The organism is Bradyrhizobium sp. LeoA1Lang (assembly GCF_055413685.1).
In genome coordinates this window covers 1-19,866 of record NZ_JBVAPG010000085.1, presented here as the reverse complement: position 1 = coordinate 19,866, position 19,866 = coordinate 1, and the positions used below count along the sequence as shown (strand labels likewise).

At 63.0% G+C, this 19,866-nt stretch carries 17 protein-coding genes; 11 read left to right on the top strand and 6 right to left on the bottom strand.

The genetic code is table 11. The features are described from left to right. Positions 1-48 precede the first annotated feature (48 nt). Complete coding sequence (locus ACZYOF_RS25850; protein ID WP_463717541.1) at positions 49-1,743, bottom strand: tetratricopeptide repeat protein; 1,695 nt, start codon at positions 1,741-1,743, stop codon at positions 49-51. A gap of 319 nt (positions 1,744-2,062) precedes the next feature. On the opposite strand from ACZYOF_RS25850, the gene ACZYOF_RS25845 reads away from it, so the two are divergent. Next, positions 2,063-3,019, top strand: a complete 957-nt coding sequence (locus ACZYOF_RS25845) for a helix-turn-helix transcriptional regulator (protein WP_463717540.1) — start codon at positions 2,063-2,065, stop codon at positions 3,017-3,019. Positions 3,020-3,053: 34 nt separating this feature from the next. Here the strand turns inward: ACZYOF_RS25845 and ACZYOF_RS25840 are convergent, their stop codons facing one another. Then, entirely contained in the window at positions 3,054-3,560 is a 507-nt protein-coding gene (locus ACZYOF_RS25840; protein WP_463717539.1) for a hypothetical protein, read from the bottom strand. Between the two features lie 15 nt (positions 3,561-3,575). Between ACZYOF_RS25840 and ACZYOF_RS25835 the strand changes: the two genes are divergently transcribed. The 5 genes from ACZYOF_RS25835 (at position 3,576) to ACZYOF_RS25815 (ending at position 10,611) form a co-directional block, all read left to right on the top strand. Continuing rightward, positions 3,576-3,794, top strand: a complete 219-nt coding sequence (locus ACZYOF_RS25835; protein WP_245474685.1) for a hypothetical protein — start codon at positions 3,576-3,578, stop codon at positions 3,792-3,794. Between the two features lie 258 nt (positions 3,795-4,052). Continuing rightward, positions 4,053-4,610 carry a TetR/AcrR family transcriptional regulator gene (locus ACZYOF_RS25830; protein ID WP_130581376.1) on the top strand — a complete coding sequence of 186 codons (558 nt, stop codon included), beginning with the start codon at positions 4,053-4,055 and terminating at the stop codon, positions 4,608-4,610. Between the two features lie 39 nt (positions 4,611-4,649). After that, positions 4,650-5,846 (top strand): efflux RND transporter periplasmic adaptor subunit, encoded by a 1,197-nt coding sequence (locus tag ACZYOF_RS25825; protein ID WP_394569915.1) that lies wholly within the window; start codon positions 4,650-4,652, stop codon positions 5,844-5,846. A gap of 4 nt (positions 5,847-5,850) precedes the next feature. Next, complete coding sequence (locus ACZYOF_RS25820; protein WP_463717538.1) at positions 5,851-9,000, top strand: multidrug efflux RND transporter permease subunit; 3,150 nt, start codon at positions 5,851-5,853, stop codon at positions 8,998-9,000. A 288-nt stretch (positions 9,001-9,288) separates the two neighbouring features. After that, a complete protein-coding gene (locus tag ACZYOF_RS25815) occupies positions 9,289-10,611 on the top strand; it encodes a glycosyltransferase (protein ID WP_463717537.1) in 1,323 nt (440 codons plus the stop codon). A gap of 72 nt (positions 10,612-10,683) precedes the next feature. Here the strand turns inward: ACZYOF_RS25815 and ACZYOF_RS25810 are convergent, their stop codons facing one another. Further along, positions 10,684-12,093 (bottom strand): PAS domain-containing protein, encoded by a 1,410-nt coding sequence (locus tag ACZYOF_RS25810; RefSeq protein WP_463717536.1) that lies wholly within the window; start codon positions 12,091-12,093, stop codon positions 10,684-10,686. Positions 12,094-12,170: 77 nt separating this feature from the next. Then, a complete protein-coding gene (locus ACZYOF_RS25805) occupies positions 12,171-12,398 on the bottom strand; it encodes a hypothetical protein (RefSeq protein ID WP_130581371.1) in 228 nt (75 codons plus the stop codon). Between ACZYOF_RS25805 and ACZYOF_RS25800 the strand changes: the two genes are divergently transcribed. Both ACZYOF_RS25800 and ACZYOF_RS25795 read left to right on the top strand, forming a co-directional pair. Further along, positions 12,397-13,626: a CaiB/BaiF CoA transferase family protein gene (locus ACZYOF_RS25800; RefSeq protein WP_463717535.1), complete on the top strand. Its 1,230-nt coding sequence runs from the start codon at positions 12,397-12,399 to the stop codon at positions 13,624-13,626. The genes ACZYOF_RS25805 and ACZYOF_RS25800 overlap by 2 nt on opposite strands. A gap of 238 nt (positions 13,627-13,864) precedes the next feature. Further along, positions 13,865-14,251, top strand: coding sequence for a hypothetical protein (locus tag ACZYOF_RS25795; RefSeq protein WP_463717534.1), 387 nt, complete (start codon positions 13,865-13,867; stop codon positions 14,249-14,251). 264 nt (positions 14,252-14,515) lie between these two features. On the opposite strand, the gene ACZYOF_RS25790 is transcribed toward ACZYOF_RS25795, so the two are convergent. Then, positions 14,516-15,187 carry a TetR/AcrR family transcriptional regulator gene (locus tag ACZYOF_RS25790; RefSeq protein ID WP_130581368.1) on the bottom strand — a complete coding sequence of 224 codons (672 nt, stop codon included), beginning with the start codon at positions 15,185-15,187 and terminating at the stop codon, positions 14,516-14,518. Positions 15,188-15,491: 304 nt separating this feature from the next. Here ACZYOF_RS25790 and ACZYOF_RS25785 point away from each other — a divergent pair, with 304 nt between their 5' ends. Beyond that, the gene (locus ACZYOF_RS25785; RefSeq protein WP_463717533.1) at positions 15,492-16,724 is read left to right on the top strand and encodes an acyl-CoA dehydrogenase family protein; all 1,233 of its coding nucleotides are present in this window, start codon (positions 15,492-15,494) and stop codon (positions 16,722-16,724) included. Positions 16,725-16,773: 49 nt separating this feature from the next. Beyond that, positions 16,774-17,832 (top strand): phosphotransferase family protein, encoded by a 1,059-nt coding sequence (locus ACZYOF_RS25780; RefSeq protein WP_463717532.1) that lies wholly within the window; start codon positions 16,774-16,776, stop codon positions 17,830-17,832. 87 nt (positions 17,833-17,919) lie between these two features. On the opposite strand, the gene ACZYOF_RS25775 is transcribed toward ACZYOF_RS25780, so the two are convergent. Then, positions 17,920-18,294, bottom strand: coding sequence for an immunity 8 family protein (locus ACZYOF_RS25775; protein ID WP_463717531.1), 375 nt, complete (start codon positions 18,292-18,294; stop codon positions 17,920-17,922). Positions 18,295-18,405: 111 nt separating this feature from the next. On the opposite strand from ACZYOF_RS25775, the gene ACZYOF_RS25770 reads away from it, so the two are divergent. Beyond that, complete coding sequence (locus tag ACZYOF_RS25770) at positions 18,406-19,317, top strand: DMT family transporter (protein ID WP_463717530.1); 912 nt, start codon at positions 18,406-18,408, stop codon at positions 19,315-19,317. Positions 19,318-19,866: the final 549 nt, after the last annotated feature.

The window sequence follows — 19,866 nt, the reverse complement described above, 5'->3', positions numbered from 1 at the left end:
CTGCCGCAAAAGACACTGACGACAACGCTTTGAGCGAGGTTGTTATCGTCAGCGTTCCGGCAATCCGAGCTCGAGCAGCGTCTGCATGGACTGCTCGCCCGCCGCGAGAAAAGCCGGGCTGGCATTGCGCGTTGGCAGCGAGATGTTGAGGGCCGTCGAATCGGGCCGCAACGCCATGGCCTTTGCCATCGCCGTCCTTGCCTCGTCCGGCTGGCCCAGGCGCTGATAGGCCACGGCCAGCAGCATATAGGGGCGTCCCGACGCTGGCGTGATGGCGATCGACCGCTGCAGCCAGGACACCGCTTCCTCGTTGCTGCCCATGAGCAGGGCGGTCCATCCCGCCCCGAGCATCCAGGTCCAGCGCGAAACTTCCGGCGTGTCGAAGCGATCGGCCTGCTTGAATGTTGCCAGCGCGTCCTCGAAGCGCCCCAATTGAAGCTGCGCCAGGCCGATGTGGTAGAGAACCAACCCGTTCCACGGATCAAAACTCAATGCTTTCGCGCAGGCCACCAGACTTTCAACGAACTCGTTGGTCGCGGTCAGGAAGCGGCAATAGGCTTCCAGCACCGGAATGTAACGTGGCGTCGTCTGTCGTGCGCGCTCCAGCAGCGATCCGGCGTTGCGCTCCGCCGCTGCGCGTTCGGCCGGCGCGTACCACGTCATCTGAATCCCCCGCAACTGAAGGGCGGCCAGCGCGATCTGCAGCTCGGTATTGTCGGGCTCGGCGGCAAGCGCTTTTTCCAGCATCGTCTGCGCTGTGGCAAAACGTTCGCGCGTCGTTCGATTGATCGAGGCTGTGGCTTGCTCGATCGCAACTTTGGCGTCGCCGGCTGCCGCCGGATGGGCGCCGGATTCCAGAAGCGCGTTAAGGCGCCGTGCCAGCGCATGACCTGCTCCCGCGGCCAGCCGCGATTGCTGCAACTGCATGTCCGATTCGGTGGCGTCGACCGAAACCGTAACGACCGCCTGGACTTCGCCGGTGGCGGTCTGGATCATGCGCGCCCGCAAGATCCAGGATTGCGGACCTTTCTCCAGTTCGCCATTCAGCACGAAATCTGACTGTGCCGAGGGCGTGGATGCGGGCGCCGTTGCCGCCGCGACCTGCCGCGGTGCGACCACGCGGATATTGTCGATCCTGGCCAGACCGTCGGTCAGGCGGTCGGTGACAGCCGCCGCCGTGCCGGGCCCTCGGGGGTCGTTGCTCGCATCGACGATCGGGGTTAGCGCAATGGTCGGCGGCGACCGCTTGAACATGAGATCGGGACGGAAGGTCGGAGCGGCCACCGCAAACCCGAAGATCACGCAGAGGGCTGCTGCGGCGGCGGCAGCCACCGGCCGGCGCAGGCCGAATAGCCGCCGCGGTGTTGTAATCCCGGTCGCGGGTTCAGCGCTTGCAATTGGCTCGGCGTTTGCCTGCACGGCAACGGCAGGTGCTGGCGGCTTAATCGACACTTCGGCGGCGAACAGGTAGCCGCGGCCAGACACGAGTTTGATCGTCTGCCGCCGGTCATCGCCCAGCGCGGTGCGAATCTCGCGGATGCATTGGAACAGGCTGTCTTCGCCGACATGGACGTTCGGCCAGACCGCCTCCATCAGTTCTTCCTTGCTCAGTACCCGGTCCGCATTGGCGGCGAATAGCTGCAGCATCTCAAGCGCTTTCGGCCTGAGCCTGACCGCCTCGCCATCCGGCCCGCGCAACTCGGCGCGCTCCCGATCGAGCTCAAATCCGGCAAAACGAAACACCCAGCCCCCGGTTCCCCGAAACTGCCCCAAGGCGCCGGAAATGTCGGAAAATCCGTGCTGTAGCGGCTCATTCAGAAAATATCAGAAAAACTTCAGAACGCCACGGGCACCGCATCAGGACACCTGGCCGCCATCATGGGACGAATGCGCTCCCGCCTTTTCGGCTGCCGTGGGGCCACGCGCCGGCGGGTGGGGCGGGGAGAGGCGGTGTTCCGGAAAGTATTGGGATCGGTTCGGGGCCTCCCGGGTACCGGCACACCGACCTCGCCCCGTTTTGGGACAAAGACGCTTTTCATTCCTCTTGGACGATGAGACCCCTGTGCTCAGCTTTACGACCGACGACATCGACCCCGAGCATCGCTTCGATCATTGGCGCGAGGTGCGCGGAAAGAGCCTGTTCGGTGTCACGATCGAACTGCCGACCGAGCGCCGCGCCGACTTTCAGGGGCGGTTTTCCGCGATCGATATCGGAGGCGCGATCGTCTCGCGGATGCATGCCTCGTCCTATCGGGTCAGCCGGACCAGCGGCGATATCGCGCGCATGCCGGCCGACAGCCTGTGCATTGCGTGGCAGACGCGCGGGGCCGGCTGGATGGATGTCGGCCGGGGGCGGGGGCATCGCGTGGCCGATGGCGACATCGTCATCAACCATTCCGACACTCCCTTCGAGGGGACACCCGAGCGTTCCGACGGGTTCGACTTCCTGATGCTGAAGATCCCCCTGGGCCGCGACGTGCTGCTGGGCGCGCCGGCCCATGACCTTTTCGCCGCGACGCTGTTGCAGAAGAGCCCGTTCTTCAGGGCGCTCTCGGCGCTGTTTCATGCCTTGACGCAGGAGCCGCGCGGTGTCGCCGATGCCTCGGCAGAGATCACGCATATCGCAAGATTGGCCATGCTGGCGCGGGGCCGTCTCTTGCCTGGAATGCCCGAGTGCCGCGCGGCGCTGCGTTCGGGCTTCTACTATGCCGCGCGTGACATTCTCGTCCGCGATCTGCATCAGCCGGACTTGTCGCCCGCGCAGGTCGCGCAAGAACTCGGAATATCGCTGCGGCAGGTTCATGTGCTGTTCGAGCCGACGGGGCTCTCATTCTCGCGCACGCTGGCGGCCCTGCGGGTGCGCAAAGCGGGCGAGTTGCTGGCAATGGCGCCGTCACGGCCCGTCGCGGATGTCGCCTATGCCTGTGGCTTCGATAGCCTTGCAACATTTTATCGCGCCTTCCGAAATTACTACGGCATGACGCCGCGCGACATGCGCGTTCACGCGAACTGCGAGTGAGAGGCTGTGGCCGCTTCGCTACGACGGCGCAGAGTCATGGGGACGCTTGCAGGTCAAAATCGAGGGCGTGCGCGCATTGAGAAGACAGCCTGTTACCGCTTCTGTAAACGCCCGCAGGCATTTGAATTTTCGGATCATTCCCGAAAGAGGAGTGGCCGAGTCGTTCAGGGGGCTGTTCTCGCTTGCTGACCATCAGGGTTTTCATCACCAAAATATTTTCAAAATCTACAGCTTGCGGCGAATATTGAGGCAGCGCGCGTTCGCGGCTGCTGCCAGCCGCGCGCGTCTGTTCGTTGATGCCGTCTCGCTGATCAACAGCAGGCTTCGATGGCCGCTCTAGTCTTCTCGGCTTCCGGCCGCTCGACAATCCGGTGTGCGCCGCCGGCGCTGTAAATTGATCGGAAAGGAAGGCCAGTGTATCACGCTGCGCGAGATCTGAGCGTAGGGAAGAGAAATGGCGGCAGGGGATTTGGACGTTCTGATTCGGTCGATGGCAAAGAAGCAGGCCAAGGCGATCACTGATGCCGCCAGGAAGCAGCATGGCCGTCTGATGGGAATGGCCGTCAAGGCCAAGGACAAGGAGACCAAGGAGCGCCATAAACACCTCGCCAAGAACACGCTCGCGTCGGCAGCGGCGGCGGCGAGACGGCTGCAAATCACGGCGGAGAATGTGGCCGACAGCTATGCGCGATCGATGAAGAAGGCCGCCGAAGAAAAGCCGCCGGCGGCAAAGCCGGTCAAGGCGGCTAAGCCGGCCAAAAAGAAAAAGGGCTGACTTCGGACCCATCGCGGACGTCGCGAGCACGCGCTGGTCCGGCGAGCCCAGGCGGCGTCCGATCGAACGGATGGCGCCAAGGGAATACTCGGCGATCACAAAATACTTAAGTATTTCAATCTGTTGTGCGAGAGTTGGTTGTTTTCAACGGCCAATCCGACAACCGATGCCTCGCAATATTGCCTGCTATCAGCAAATCTTTACTTGAATTAAAACACGAACGTTCGTATTTTATCGATCGCCGATGAGGGGCGCGAATTGTCCAGGACACGCAAAATCACGACCGACGATATCCTCGATGCTGCGGAGCGGGTGGTTATCCGTCTCGGGGCCGCGGGCCTTTCGATCGATGCGGTGGCCCAGGAGGCTGGCGTCAGCAAGTCGCGGGTCGTCTACGACCATAGGTCCAAGAGCGCGCTGCTGGAGGCGTTGATCGACCGCCGCGTCAAGGCGGAGCTTGAGCGCATCGAACAGACCGTGGCGGAGAACGCCGGCACGCCGCATCCCGAACTGTTCGGCCGGATCGCGGTCGCCGAGCGGATTCCCGACGATCGGGACAAGGCGGTCGCGCTCGCGATCAGCGCCTCGATGTCGAGCGAGGAGAAGATCCAGGAGCAGATGCGCGACTGGACCCTGGCGGACTTGCGCGCGATGGCCGCGGGCCTGCGGCCGAAAGCGGCGCTGATGGCCTACCTGGCGCTGACCGGCTTTTACTGCACCGAACTCTTCGGCTTCCACCAGTGGGACGCAGCCGAGCGATCCGAAATCCTCGCAGGCATCAGGACGATCTACACGTCCTTTCCCGACGAAAGCTGATGCCGCCCACAATTCGCGGACACTCAAGGAAATCAAGAAATGTACAGCAGCAGAGCTCTGCCGCGCGTGAGGACATATCTGGCAGCGGCGGCATTCCTGGCGCTAACGATCGGTGGCGTTGCCGCGCAGCAAGGCGCGGAACTGCCTCCGCCTGCGGTCAGCGTGATCGAACTCAAAGCGCATCCCGTTCCGGTCGTGAACGAGCTTCCGGGCCGCATCGCTGCGACGCGCATCTCCGAGGTTCGCGCGCGTGTTTCCGGAATCCTTCAGGCGCGCGTGTTCACGCAGGGCACTCCGGTCAAGGAAGGCGACGTCCTTTACCGCATCGATCCGAAGCTCTTCCAGGTGCGCGTGGCGAGCGCCGAAGCCTCGCTGCGGCGTGCGAAGGCCGTTCAGCAAAATGCGAAACAGCAGTTCGAGCGCCAGAAGACCCTTCACGAGCGCGACGCCACCAGCGGCGTGAACCTGGATACGGCAACTGCGACCCTCGCCCAGGCCGATGCCGACGTCGCATTGGCCGAAGCCGCGCTCGCCGAGGCGAAGATCAATCTCGACTACACCGAGGTTCGCGCCCCGATCAGCGGCCTCATCGGCGGCGCGCTCGTCACCGAGGGCGCGCTTGTCACCGCCGACGGAACGCAGAATCTGGCGCTGATCCAGCAGGTGGATTCCGTCTATGTCGACTTCACGCAATCGGCGCAGGACCTGCTCACGCTCAAGCGCGCCGTTGAGGAGGGCAAGCTCGCCAGCCCGGCGCCGGGAGAGGCCCGGGTCGAACTCGTGTTCGACGACGGCGGCCTCTATGCGGAAGCGGGGCGGTTGCTGTTCGCCAGCGCCAGCGTCGATTCCACCACCGGGCAGGTCACTCTGCGCGCCGAATTTCCGAACCCGAAACACGACCTGTTACCCGGCATGTATGTTCGCGTGCGCATTGCGCAGGCCGTTCGCGAGGGCGCCATCACCATTCCTCAGCGTGCCGTGACCCGGGCCCGCGACGGCAAGGCGCAGGTCTACCTCGTATCGGAAGGCGGGATTGCGGAGACGCGCGACGTCGAACTTGGACAGGCACTCGGTTCGGAATGGGTCGTCGAGTCCGGCCTGAAGGAGGGGGAGCGCGTCGTCGTCGATGGCGTGCAGAAGGTCCGCTCCGGTGGCAAGGTTGTCCCCGAGCCGTGGAAGCCTGCCGATCGCGAAGCGGGAATCCCCGCCGACCAGCCGAACAACCGGGCGAGGTAATCTGATGGCTCAGTTTTTCATCAGGCGGCCGGTCCTTGCCTGGGTCTTTGCCCTGTTCATCTGCATTGCCGGTGTCATCGCGATTCCGCTCTTGCCGGTCGCGCAGTACCCCAAGGTCGCGCCGCCGCAACTGACGATTTCGACCTCCTATCCGGGGGCTTCGCCGCAGGAAATCTATCAGGGCGTCACGCGCCTGATCGAGGAGGAACTGAATGGCGCCGCCAGGTTGATGTATTTCGAATCGACGTCGGACACGTCAGGCTCGATCAGCATCAACGTATCTTTCGAGGCCGGCACCAGCATCGAGCAGGCGTCCGTCGACGTGCAGAACAGGTTGCGGCGAATTCAATCGCGACTGCCGGCAGCGGTGGCCGCGCAGGGCGTGACCGTGGAAGAGGCTTCAGCCGGCTTCCTCATGATCGTGTCGCTCACGTCCACCGATGGCAAGCTCGATGAAGTCGCGCTCGGCGACTACTTCAGTCGCAACGTGCTTGGCGAACTGCGCCGTCTTCGCGGAGTGGGGCGCGCGCAGTTGTTCGCCGCTCAACGCGCGATGCGCGTCTGGATCGATCCGGACAAGATGGTCGGCCTCGGGCTGACCGCCGCCGACATCAACGGTGCGATCATGGTGCAGAACGCCCAGGTCGCGGCCGGGCAGATCGGCGCATCGCCGAATCCGGTCACAACCGACCTGACAGCGACCGTTCTCGTCAAGGGACAGCTCGCCAACACCAAAGAATTCGGCAACATCGTGCTGCGGGCAAACCCGGACGGCAGCACGGTTCGGCTCAAGGATGTTGCCCGCCTCGAGCTCGGCGCGGAGAATTACAACTTCTCCAGTCGCCTGAACGGCCAGCCGAGCGCCGCTGTGGGCGTCCAGCTCTCCGCAACCGGCAACGCGGTCGCGACGTCGCGTGCCGTGCAGGCGAAGATGGAGGAATTGTCGCGGTTCTTCCCGCAGGGCGTGAAATATTCGGTACCCTACGACACCAGTCCCTTCGTGTCCGCCTCGATCGAGAAAGTGCTGGAGACGCTGCTCGAAGCGGTCGTGCTCGTCTTCGTGGTGATGTTCGTCTTCCTGCAGAACTTCCGCTACACGCTGATCCCGACGCTGGTGGTGCCGATCGCATTGCTCGGCACCGGCGCGGTCATGCTGGCGGCGGGCTTTTCGATCAACGTCCTGACCATGTTCGCGATGGTGCTGGCGATCGGCATCCTTGTCGACGACGCCATCGTCGTCGTCGAGAACGTCGAGCGCATCATGGCGGAGGAGGGACTTTCACCGAAGGACGCCACCAGGAAGGCCATGAAACAGATCACGGGCGCCATCCTCGGGATCACGCTCGTTCTTTCTTCTGTCTTCATCCCGATGGCGTTCTTCCCTGGCTCGACGGGCATCATCTATCGTCAGTTCAGCCTGACCATGGTCGTTTCGATCCTGTTCTCGGCATTTCTGGCGCTGTCGCTTACGCCGGCGCTTTGCGCGACCTTCCTCAAACCGATCAAGCATGGTCATCACGAGAAGAAGGGGATCGGTGGCTGGTTCAACCGCAAGTTCGAAGGGTTGACCGATCGCTACACCGATGCTGCCGGCGGCATCGTGCGGCGCGCCGGGCGCATGATGGTGATCTATCTCGCCCTGGTCATCGGCCTCGGTTACTTCTTCGTCAGCCTCCCCACCGCCTTCCTCCCGAACGAGGACCAGGGCTTTCTGGTCGTTGACATCCAGGGCCCGCCCGAAGCCAGCGCCAACCGGACGCTGGCGTCGATCAAGCAGATCGAGGAGATTTTCAAGACGGAGCCTGCCGTGCGCGATATCGTGGCCATTCAGGGCTTCAGCTTCTCGGGCAACGGCTCGAATGCCGCCTTGATGTTTGTGACCCTCAAGGACTGGAGCGAGCGGGGCGCGGGCCAATCCGCCCAGGCGATTGCCGATCGCGCCAACGGGCAATTGTTTGCACTAAAGGACGCGACCAGCTTCGCGCTTTCACCGCCGCCGATCGATGGCTTCGGCACGACAGGGGGCTTCGCCTTCCGTCTTCAGGATCGCAATGGCCTGGGTCAGGCGGCGCTCACGGACGCGGCGGCCGAGCTGATGGAGAAGGCCGGCAAGAGTCCGGTGCTCGCGGGCCTTCGCATCGAAGGGTTGTCGGACGCGGCGCAGGTTCTTCTTGTTATCGATCGCGAGAAGGCCAACACGTTCGGCGTGACCTTCGCCGACATCAACAACACGATCACAGCCAACCTCGGATCGTCCTACATCAACGACTTTCCGAACGCCGGCCGCATGCAGCGGGTCATCATCCAGGCTCGGGATCACGGCCGGCTGCGGGTGGAGGATCTCCTGAAGCTCAACGTCCGCAATGCGGGCGGCGGCATGGTGCCTCTGTCCTCGTTTGCCATGGCCCAGTGGCAGAAGGGATCGCCGCAGATCGTCGGATATAACGGCTACCCGACGGTGCGCATCGCGGGCGAGCCGGCTCCAGGTCATTCGTCGGGCGCGGCGATCGCCGAGATGGAGCGCCTCGCTTCGCAGCTGCCGAACGGCATCGGCTTCGAATGGACCGGTCAGTCGCTGGAAGAGATCAAATCGGGATCGCAGGCGCCAATTCTGTTCGGCCTTAGCATCCTCTTCGTCTTCCTGCTGCTCGCCGGCCTCTACGAAAGCTGGTCGATCCCGCTCTCGGTCATGCTCGTCGTGCCGCTCGGCGTGATCGGTTGCGTCCTGGCCGTGATGCTCCGAGGAATGCCGAACGACCTCTACTTCAAGGTCGGGCTGATCGCCATCATCGGCCTGTCGGCGAAGAACGCCATCCTGATCGTCGAATTCGCCAAGGACTACTACGCGGAAGGCAGATCGCTGGCTGACGCCGCGGTTGACGCCGCTCGCGTCCGCTTCCGGCCGATCATCATGACCTCGCTCGCCTTCACGCTCGGCGTCGTGCCGCTCGCCATCGCATCAGGCGCCAGCGCGGCCAGCCAGAACGCCATCGGCACCGGCGTTCTCGGCGGCATGATCTCCGCGACGGTTCTCGCGATCTTCTTCGTCCCTGCCTTCTTCGTGTTCGTTCTGCGCCTGCTGCGGACCAGAAGGCCGGCCGCGAACGATGACGCGGCAGCCGATGCTCCGCTTGCGAAGCCATCTGAAGCTTAGCGGTCAGCACGGCCGGCGCTAGAGCACCGTCCAATCAGGTCGAGTTTCGAGCTGCGATGAATCTGCGCTCCCTCTCCCGCTTGCGGGAGAGGGGTGGGGTGAGGGTGTCCCCACGATGGGACTATCCGTGGGGAAAGAGCCCTCGCCAAACTTCCATTTCAGCCGTAACCATTCTCTCGCTGTTCGAAGCCGAAGCGTAGCGATGCTTCGCCAAAGTCCTCCCTGAGCCGGCCGGGCCTTCTCAGGGCGAGATGGTCTCCCGCGCCGATGTTCACGCTGGAGGATCACATGAAAGTTCTCATCGCTTCGACGCCTGCAACCGGCCATCTCAATCCGCTGCTTGCAGTCGCTCGCGGCCTTATCGACGAGCGACACGATGTTACATTCCTGACCGGCAGCGTGCTGCGGTCACGGGTTGAGGCCATCGGTGCAGGATTCCGTTCGCTGCCCGCCGCCGCCGACCTCGATCTGCGAAAGTTCGATGAGGCCGTGCCGGAGCTCAAGAATATGGAGCCTGGGCTACAATGGCTGCGCGTCGCCCTGGAGCGCATTTTTGTCGATACCATGCCGGCGCAACATGCCGGTTTGCAGCAGCTCGTGCACGAGCTCCAGCCCGACGTCATCGTGGGTGACGACATGTTCTTTGGTGTGCTTCCGATGGCGCTCGGCTCGCGTGCAAATCGGCCTCCGGTGGTGCTGTGCGGGACTTCGGTGCTGCACTCGAGCCGTGACGATGGCGCACCGCTCTTCCTTGGACTTCCGCCCGCAACCACCCAGGCAGAGCGTGACAATTACGCCGTCATCGCCAAGGAATATGACAGTGTGGTCAACGAGCCGGCAACGCGCCGGATCAATGAGCTCCTGGCAGAACTGGGCGCGCGGCCGTTGCCGACAGTGCTGTTCGAGGCCGTTGTGGAACTGGCCGACGCCTATCTGCAGCTATCGGTGCCGAGCTTCGAGTTTCCGCGAAAGCTGCCGTCCACGGTCCATTTCGTGGGTAGACCTCCGATCATTCCGAACCAGGCGCCGGTGCCGCCATGGGCCGGTGATCTCGACGGCACGCGCAAGGTGGTGCTGGTCACGCAGGGGACGGTGGCCAATCACGATTTCGGTCTTCTCGTCGCGCCGACACTGGCGGCCCTTGCGGACGAGCCGGATCTGCTGGTGGTCGTGACCACGGGTGGTCGTCCGGTCGATGCGATCCCCGGCCCGATTCCGTCCAATGCCCGCGTGTCCAGCTACCTGCCGTTCGAGTGGATCCTTGGAAAGACGGATGTGTTCGTTACCAATGGCGGCTACGGCAGCGTCAATCAGGCGATGAGCTTTGGAATTCCGATCGTGAGCGCCGGTCTGACCGAGGACAAGGCCGATGTGAACGCGCGCATCGCGTGGTCCGGCGTCGGTATCAATCTGGCGACCAATCAGCCGGATCCGCGGGTCCTGCGCGAGGCGGTTCGGACCGTGCTCGAAAAGCCGGGCTACCGCATGCGGGCCGCATCGATGGCCGATGAGTTCGCCAAACGCGATACGCGATCGCTGATCGTCCGCATCATCAACGAAGCGGCGACAGGAAAGAAAGCGCCCGCCCGCCGCAAGGCCGCAGCGGCGTAACTCCGCATCCCGTCCGATCGATATCGCTCAGGGGATCATCGTTGAACGTTGATCCCCTGATATCACAGACGGTCATCGATCGGCCTGCTGAAGGAATTCGAGCGTCCAGTTTACGCCCGTCGGGTGAAAATCGAGGTTGCCGCTGCCGTTCAGGGCGCGGGGCACGATCTGCTCGACCACGACGCGGCCGAAACCTTGCCGTTGCGGCGGCGTCACGGCGGGGCCGCCCTTTTCCGACCACGAGAATCGAATGCGGTCGTCCGCGTCCTCCGCGTGCCAGCGGATCACCACCTCGCCGCCGGGCGCCGACAACGCCCCATGCTTGGAGGCATTGGTCGCAAGCTCATGCAACGCCAGGCCCAGATGCTGCACGGCGTCGGGCTTGAGGACGATCGCCGGGCCATCCGCGTCGATGCGCCCTGAATTGGCTTCATCGAAGGGCCGCATCTGTGACGACACCAGATCGTGCAGCGAGGAGCCACGCCAGCTATCCCTGACCAGCAGATCATGACAATGCGCCAGCGCCTGCAGCCGCTCGATGAAGCGCGTCTGGTACTGCTTGACGTCCCCGGTATATTTCGCGGTTTGGTTGGCGACCGCCATGACGACGGCGAGCAGGTTCTTGGTGCGGTGTGAAAGCTCCTCGACGATGAAGCGGGTGTGCTCCTCGCGCCGCTTCTGCTCGCTGATATCGATATGGGTGCCGATCCAGCGATACACCGTCGAGGTCGCATCCCGGAGCGGGATCACCCGGGTCAGGAATGGGCGGTAGCGTCCGTCCTTTCCGAGCAGCGACAACTCCATTTCGAGTGGCACGCCCGCGCGCAGCGATTGCGCCCAGCGGCTCTTGACCTCCGGCTGTGAGGCAGGGGAGAGCAGCGCCTGCCAGTCATGCACGCTGCCGGCTTCCACGGGCACGCCCGTATAGTCGTACCATTGGCTGTTGATCCAGAAGATCCGGCCATCAGCGTCCGCCATCCAGACCAGTTGCGGAATGGCATCGGCCAGCGTGTGAAACTGCCGTTCGCTGGCCAGCAGTGCGGCTTCAGCGCGCTTGCGTTCGGTGATCTCTTCGGCGGCGACGTTGACGCCGATGACGTCGCCGCGCGGTCCCCGGTGCGGGTGCCAATAGGTGATCCACGTGCGGTCTTCGACCTGGTCGGGACGCTGCCCGGCCACCTCGACGCCGATCTCCGGTTCGCCGGTCGTCATGATCGAGCGGACGATGGCCTCGACTGAGTCGGCCAGCGCAGGCACGCATTCGCGCACCGTTCGTCCGAGATGCCCTTCGACGGAAATGCCGCATATTTCGGTCAACCGCTGGTTGATATGCAGATAGCGGCAGTCCGGCGACAGGAATGCGAGCCCGATCGGCGCAGTGTCATAGATCAATTGCAGTGCGGGCTGCTCGGCAAACGGCAGGCCGGCCAAGGCGAGGCTCGGCAGATCCGCCTGCGGCTGGTGGCGCGCATCATTGGGCACCGGATGCCTCGTCAGTGCTTCTCTGTCCGCCGCCACCCCCGCTGGCGACCAGCCTACACCGGCCTCCCGGCCCTGTGTCAACTGATCCCGCCGCATGCATTCTGTGCTTTCAAGTTGTTGAAAATACATACAAAGTTCATTCCTGCCGGACGGGGATCGCTGGCCGCCTGAAGATAGACGGATAGCTTCATGCCGAGAGCGCAGTACTCGCCGTTGGAAAATAGTGTATCCGCTGTTTCGACAGCGCGGCCGGACCTCTGTTCCCGCGCCACAAGAGCATAAGTTTCTTCGGAGGAAGTTTTCATGTCGGCTCTGCCACTCTCGGGCATCAAGATTCTCGACCTGACGCGTGTGCTCGCGGGTCCCTTGTCGGCGCAGATGCTGGCCGATCTCGGCGCCGAGGTGATCAAGATCGAACGTCCCGGCACCGGCGACGACGCGCGCGCCTTTGGTCCGCCTTATCTGGAGGATCCCGAAGGCAAGGAGAACAACAACAACTCGTTCTATCTCTGCGCCAACCGCAACAAGAAGTCGGTCACGGTCAACATCGCGAAGCCGGAGGGGCAGGAGATCATCCGCGAGCTCGCAAAGGGCGTCGACGTGATGATGGAGAACTACAAGGTCGGCGATCTCAAGCGCTACGGGCTCGACTATGAATCGATCAAGAAGATCAACCCGCGCATCATCTATTGCTCGGTGACCGGCTTCGGCCAGACCGGCCCCTATGCGCCGCGCGCCGGCTATGACGCGATCTTCCAGGCGATGGGCGGGCTGATGAGCGTCACCGGCCATATGGACGGCGAGCCCGGCGCCGGCCCGATGAAGGTCGGCCCCTCCATCGTCGACTACATGACCGGCATGAACACCTCGATCGGCATCCTGTCCGCGCTCTATCATCGCGATGCGAGGGGCGGGGAGGGGCAGCATGTCGACGTCTGCCTGTTCGACACCGTGATCGCTTCGCTGTCGCATTACGCGCAGATCTATCTCGTCAACGGCAAGACGCCGCCGCGCCGCGGCACCTGGGGCAATGGCGGCATGCCGGCCGGCGTGTTCCGCTGCACCGACGGCGAACTGATGCTGGTGGTCGGCAATGACGCGCAATTCGAGCGCACCTGCGCCGTGCTCGGCGAGCCCGAACTCGCCAAGGACCCGCGCTTCGTCAAGAACAACAACCGCGTCGTGCACGGCAAGGAGATCATGGCGATCTTCGCCGGCCTGTTCCTGAAGAAGCCGGTCGCCTATTGGCTCGAGGAGCTGGAGAAGGCCGGCGTGCCGTCCGGCCCGGTCAACGATTTCGCGCAGATGTTTGCCGACGAGCATGTCCGTTCGCGCGGCATGGAGGTCAAGGTCGACCACCCCTTCGAGCATTCGCTGTCGCTGATCCGCAACGCGCTGACGTTCTCGGCCACGCCAATCAACGACTACCGCGCACCGCCGCTGCTCGGCGCCAACACCAAGGAAGTGCTGTCGGGCAGTCTCGGTTATGACGAGGCCAAGATCGAGGGCCTGAAGGCGAAGGGGATCGTTTAAGCGTTGCGGCGGAGCGTAGCCCGGGTGGAGCGAAGCGCAACCCGGGATCTGTCGAGCATCGCGCGGGCTTTCCCCGGGTTACGCTTCGCTCCACCCGGGCTACGGCCGCTGGGGAGAGATGGGCGCCCGTCGATGGCCGTCAAACGGCATATTGTGCCGCGAAATTGAAAGACAGATTTCGTCGCTGGGTATTTAATAAGCTGCTTTTGTATCTGTAATTGTGAGGGGAGAATGGCCGATGCAGTTCGCTCGCTCCGCTTTACCGTTACTTGCGGCGTTTCTTGCAAGTCCAGCCGTTGCGCAATCCTTTCCGCCAGGATCTGCGGTTTATAACTGGCACTATACTTGTCCCACCAACAACCAAGACGGTACTTGCCGGTTTTCGATTTTGGCGGCGAGCTACTCGGGAAATAATGTCGCCGACGTTCAGGCCGTGCTGGCCTATCAAACGGTCGGAGCGCAGCAGATTCCGTTCTACCATTTCCGGATCACATTCATGGGCAACAAGAAACCGGACCTGGTGATGATCCAGGCCAATGCTGCGGTTGCATTCGCAGCGTACGGCATGGCCCAGGCCAGTGGCACGGGTCCGATTGCTTCTGACACTGTCTCTGCGTTGAATTAGCGTGTGATCCGATCAGATTGAAATCCAGCCGCAATGAAGCTGCGCTCCCTCTCCCGCTTGCGGGAGAGGGCTGGGGTGAGGGTCTCTCCGCGAAAAGAAAGAGATTATCTTTGCGCGGAGAGAGCCTCACCCGGCGCTGCGCCATAGCCGAAGCTCCGCTTCGGCGTTCTCTAAGGACGGCCGCCGAAGGCGGCCTGTGCCTCTCCCGCTTGCGGGGGAGGTGAAGCCAATCCGCTGCCGATTCAACTTGATCGGATCGCGCTCTTAGCGCGCGTCGCGCGCGAGCATGCGCGCCGGCGCCTTGCTCGCGGCATCGCCCGTCGTCAGCGCCATCGCTGCGACCGATACCACGCGCTCGATGATTCCTTCGACGTCGTCGACGTCGCATTTGCCTTCCGACAGCTTCGTCAGCCGCTCGCTGTCGCGCACGGTCTGCTGCGCCATGGCGAGTGCGAAGTGCAGGCCCCAATAGAGTTCGACATCGCTGTGCCCGGGGAGCGACCGCCGCATCGCCGCGATGAATTTGCGCAAGTGGTCGATCTCGCGGTTCCGGATGCGGCGGATCGGCGGCACTGACTCAATCGAGACCCGTATCATGAAACGTGCCGCGGTGGAGCGCTGGTTCTCCGGACCCAGGCAGCCGCGCAAGGTCGGGCCGACAAGGGCGCGCAGTATCGCATCGATCGAGGCCCGCTCACCGCCTGCTTCCTCGGCGGCCTGCAATAGTCTGAGCCGCTCGCGGTTGAGCTGGATGCTGCGGGTGACGAACAGTTCCGCGATCAATTCATCCTTCGAGCCGAAATGATAGTTCACCGCGGCGAGGTTGACGTTCGCCTCCGCGACGATGTCGCGCAGCGTGACATCGCCGAAGCCGCGGTCGGCATAGAGCCGCTCGGCGGCGGCGAGGATGGCGGTACGGGTCTGGTCGCTGGGCATGGCCTTCAGCCTTTTCCGTCATTCCGGGGCGCGACGCAGTCGCGAACCCGGAATCTCGCGCCGTAACCTCTGGATTCCGGGTTCAGCCCTGCGGGCTGCCCCGGAATGACGAAAGGCGCAGAGGGAGTTGCATTTCAAACATTTGTATGAAACTATCGTTTGAAGGCCGGAAAATGTCAATCCGCTGATATGCGCGATCGGCGTTCCGGCACGCCACATTCATTGTCGTCCGTGCTCAGGCCTTGCGGTGCGCGGGCGGCGAGAAGACAGTGCGGCCCAAAGTCTAGGAAACGAGGAGCGTCCCATGGATTTCACGATGTCGGACAAGCAGAGGGAATGGCTGAACCGCGTGCAGTCGTTCATGACCACGCATGTTCGCCTGGCGGTGCCGATCTACAAGAAGCAGGACGAGGAGGGGCCGCGCTGGAAGGTGATCCCGATCCTTGAAGACTTGAAGAAGAAGGCCAAGGCCGAGGGCCTCTGGAACATGTTCCTGCCGCCGTCCTCGCATGATGACGACGAATTTCACGGCGCGGGATTGACCAATCTCGAATACGCGTTGCTCTCGGAAGAGATGGGCCACATCACCTGGGCGTCCGAAGTCTTCAACTGCTCGGCGCCCGACACCGGCAACATGGAAGTCCTGTTCCGCTACGGCAGCAAGGAGCAGAAGCGGCAGTGGCTGCGGCCGCTGATGGACGGCGAGATCCGCTCCGCCTTCCTGATGACGGAGCCCGCGGTGGCTTCGTCGGATGCGACCAACATCGAGACCCGGATCGAGCGCGACGGCGATCACTATGTGATCAACGGCCGCAAATGGTGGTCGTCGGGCGTCGGCGATCCCCGCTGCAAGATCGCGATCCTCATGGGCAAGACCGATCCTTCGGCCGCCAGGCATCAGCAGCAGTCGCAGATCCTGGTCCCGCTCGACACCCCCGGCATCAAGGTGGAGAAGATGCTGCCCGTGTTCGGTTTCGATGACGCGCCGCATGGCCATGCCCAGGTGCTGCTCGAGAACGTGCGCGTGCCGGCGTCGAACCTCTTGCTCGGCGAGGGCCGCGGCTTCGAGATCGCGCAGGGCCGCCTCGGCCCGGGCCGCATCCATCACTGCATGCGCACCATCGGCAAGGCCGAGGAGGCGCTGGAGAAGATGGTGAAGCGGCTGATGTCGCGCACCGCTTTCGGCAAGAAGATCATCGAGCACTCGGTGTGGGAGCAGCGCATCGGCGAAGCCCGCACCAATATCGAGATGACGCGCCTGCTGTGCCTCAAGGCTGCCGACATGATGGACAAGGTCGGCAACAAGTCCGCGCAACTCGAGATCGCCATGATCAAGGTTGCGGCGCCGAATATGGCGCTGAAGATCATCGACGAGGCGATCCAGGCCTATGGCGGCGGCGGCGTGTCCGACGATGCGGGCCTGGCGAAGGATTATGCGGGCATCCGCACGCTGCGGTTGGCCGACGGTCCGGACGAGGTGCATAATCGCGCCATTGCCAGACTTGAACTTCGGAAGTATGCAAACACTACGCACTGATCGGGAACGCCCAGATGGCGCTCCCCAAGAAGAGTGAGGGAGCGTCATCGTGGCGGACGGCGTCAGGAAGGACGAAGAATTTTCCGGGACCCGGGAAGTCGAGGAACGGCATCGCATCGACGAGGCAAGCCTTGCCCGCTGGATGCAGGGGCACGTTGAAGGCTTTCAGGGACCGCTGAAGGTCCTGCAATTCAAGGGCGGCCAGTCCAACCCGACCTATAAGCTCGAGACGCCCGGTCGCGCTTACGTGATGCGGCGCAAGCCGTTCGGTAAGTTGTTGCCATCTGCGCACGCGGTCGATCGCGAGTTCCGCGTGATCGCCGCGCTCGGCAAGCAGGGCTTTCCGGTCGCGAGGGCCTACGCGCTCTGCACCGACGACTCCGTGATCGGCGCCACCTTCTACGTCATGTCCTTTGAAGAGGGCCGGGTGTTCTGGGATCCGACGCTGCCGAGTCAGACGCCGGAGGATCGGCGCAAGATTTTCACCAGCAAGATCGAGACGCTGGCGAAACTCCACGTCTTCAATCCCGAAGCGATCGGGCTCGGCGATTTCGGCAAGCCCGGCAATTATTTCGCGCGCCAGATCGATCGCTGGACCAAGCAGTACCGCGCGTCCGAGACGCAGCACATCGAAGAATTCGAGAAGGTGGCCGAGTGGCTGCCGAAGACGGTGCCGCAGCAGGAGCGGGTCTCGATCGTCCACGGCGACTACCGCCTCGACAACATGATCTTCCATCCGACCGAGCCGCGGGTGCTGGCGGTGTTGGATTGGGAATTGTCGACGCTCGGCGATCCCATGGCCGACTTCACCTATCTGTTGATGCAATGGACCATGTCGGGGCTTGCCGACGCCGATCTCAAGGCGCTGAACATTCCGAGTATGGAAGAGGCCGCGCAGATCTATTGCAACGTCACCAACATGGCGGTGCCGGATCTCGACTGGTACTTCTCCTATAACCTGTTCCGCCTCGCGGGCATCACGCAGGGTATTGCGGGGCGGATCCGCGACGGCACCGCTGCGAACGCGAAGGCGATCGAGTCCGCCAAGCGCACGGTGCCGCTGTCCAAGGCATCCTGGGAATACGCGCAAAAGGCGGGCGCAACGTGAGAACGGCATAGGGCGCGATCTCTACCGGATCGCGCCCTCTTATTAATTTGCGCGCGCCAGGCGATTGCAGAGATCGGTCCGCTGCCGTTACCAGAGGATTGGCGGCTCGCGGTAGGGGACGTAGTCCTCAAACTCCCACTTGCCGAGGCGAGACAATTTTTCTGCCAGAGCGCGCCACGTTGTCTCCTCGCCACAGCTCGCACAATAGTTCCGAACGAATTTCTCCAATCGTACGTAGTTGAAGTCATGAACGAAGAGGTAGTGCCTTCCCATCCTGAATTCTTCGCGCATGTTAGAGCAAAACCATTCAGGCGTGCACAACATGAAGTCAAAAGACTCGTGGCCCTCTTGGCCGGCGGGTCCGATCATTGCCATAACCAGTATGCCAAACGGTTCCGTTGGCAGAAAATCTTCCAACGGATCCGCATCGGGACTGAAGAGGGATTTCAACTCGGCTTGCATTTCGGGTTCACACAGATGACAATCAAATTGCGCGTCAAACGCTGCGCCATTTCTAAAGCGGGAAACCCTACTATAGAGCCTCTTTCCCTATAGTCCCACCCAGCAACTGACTTGACCCTTTCCCCAAATCTTCGCGGAAGCCTGTTGATGGCGGTGGCCACGGCGGGCTTCACGGTCAACGATGCGATCACCAAGTTCGTGTCGTCCGAAATGAACTTCGGCCAGGTGATGCTGGTGCGGGGTGTGTTTGCCGTTGGGCTGATCACGGCGCTGGCATTCCATCAGGGCGCGCTGCGATCGTTTCGGACGCTGCTGGTCAAGCCGGTCGCGCTACGGGTGACCGGCGAAGTCGGCGGAACGGTCTCGTACCTTGCGGCCCTCTCGCATTTGCCGCTCGCCAATATCTCCGCGATCCTCCAGGCGCTACCGCTGCTCGTCACGCTGGGCGCTGCGCTGGCATTCGCTGAGCCCGTCGGCTGGCGGCGCTGGCTTGCGATCATCGCCGGCTTTGTCGGCGTTCTCATCATCGTTCGGCCGGGCGCCGAAGGCTTCAACCAGTTCGCGCTGTTCGCCTTGATTTCGGTGATCTTCTGCGCGCTGCGCGATCTCGCGACCAGGCAGATACCGGCGCAGATTCCGTCGCTGTTCGTCACGCTGTTGACGACAGTCTCGGTGACGGCCACGGGGGCGGTTATCCTCGTGCCGCTCGGCGGCTGGACCCCGCCATCCTCCGGTGCGCTCGGCCTCCTGGCGATGGCCGCGGTTCTTGTCCTGATCGGCTACCAGTGCGTCATCATGGCGCTGCGCACCGGCGACATCTCCGCCGTGGCACCGTTCCGCTACCTCGCGCTGCTATGGGCCATGCTGCTCGGCTATCTCATCTTCGGCGACGTGCCCGACGCCATGATGATCACAGGTGCTGCGATTATCGTCCTGTCCGGACTCTACGCCTTCTACCGCGAGCATAAGCGCAAACGCCCGGTGGCCGCAGGCGCATCCGGCCTGCCGCCGGATGGGCTGTGATCACCGCCGTCATTCCGGGGCGCGACGAAGTCGCGAACCCGGAATCCACCGAGCCACCAACTCTAGCCGTCATTCCGGGATGCGCCGCAAGGCGCAGGCCCGGAATCCATTTTTCCGCTTGTGCAAGCGGCGAAATGGATTCCGGGCTCGATGCTGCGCATCGCCCCGGAATGACAGCCCGGTCATTGCGAGCGGAGCGAAGCAATCCATGCCTCCGCTTGCGGCGCTATGGATTGCTTCGCGGAGCCTGTCATCGGGCGCGCGTTCGCGCGACCCGTTGGCTCGCAATGACGATGTGGTTGGTTTGGGTGCGACATATCAACCCGACGGGCAAATCAGCAGAAACGTGTCCATCCCTCACGCGAGAAATATTCCGCTTTCGCCGTCGGGCAAATCAGCACTATGACTCCGCGCGTCTCACGCGAATGAGGGGCGGCTCGCGATCGTCACGAACGTTGCGGTGAGATGCGGTGGACGCGATGGGTGTGACTGACGAGCACGCGCATCACGGACGGCGAAGTCGTGTGGTCCTGGCGCCCCGACGCTGGC

Bases quoted from the DNA above. Each gene is read 5' to 3' on its own strand.
- ACZYOF_RS25840 (WP_463717539.1), bottom strand. From the start codon at position 3,560: ATGCTGCTTCCTGGCGGCATCAGTGATCGCCTTGGCCTGCTTCTTTGC.
- ACZYOF_RS25790 (WP_130581368.1), bottom strand. From the start codon at position 15,187: ATGCCCAGCGACCAGACCCGTACCGCCATCCTCGCCGCCGCCGAGCGG.
- ACZYOF_RS25785 (WP_463717533.1), top strand. From the start codon at position 15,492: ATGGATTTCACGATGTCGGACAAGCAGAGGGAATGGCTGAACCGCGTG.
- ACZYOF_RS25820 (WP_463717538.1), top strand. From the start codon at position 5,851: ATGGCTCAGTTTTTCATCAGGCGGCCGGTCCTTGCCTGGGTCTTTGCC.
- ACZYOF_RS25835 (WP_245474685.1), top strand. From the start codon at position 3,576: ATGGCCGTCAAGGCCAAGGACAAGGAGACCAAGGAGCGCCATAAACAC.
- ACZYOF_RS25800 (WP_463717535.1), top strand. From the start codon at position 12,397: ATGTCGGCTCTGCCACTCTCGGGCATCAAGATTCTCGACCTGACGCGT.
- ACZYOF_RS25775 (WP_463717531.1), bottom strand. From the start codon at position 18,294: ATGCAAGCCGAGTTGAAATCCCTCTTCAGTCCCGATGCGGATCCGTTG.
- ACZYOF_RS25815 (WP_463717537.1), top strand. From the start codon at position 9,289: ATGAAAGTTCTCATCGCTTCGACGCCTGCAACCGGCCATCTCAATCCG.
- ACZYOF_RS25825 (WP_394569915.1), top strand. From the start codon at position 4,650: ATGTACAGCAGCAGAGCTCTGCCGCGCGTGAGGACATATCTGGCAGCG.
- ACZYOF_RS25795 (WP_463717534.1), top strand. From the start codon at position 13,865: ATGCAGTTCGCTCGCTCCGCTTTACCGTTACTTGCGGCGTTTCTTGCA.
- ACZYOF_RS25805 (WP_130581371.1), bottom strand. From the start codon at position 12,398: ATGAAAACTTCCTCCGAAGAAACTTATGCTCTTGTGGCGCGGGAACAG.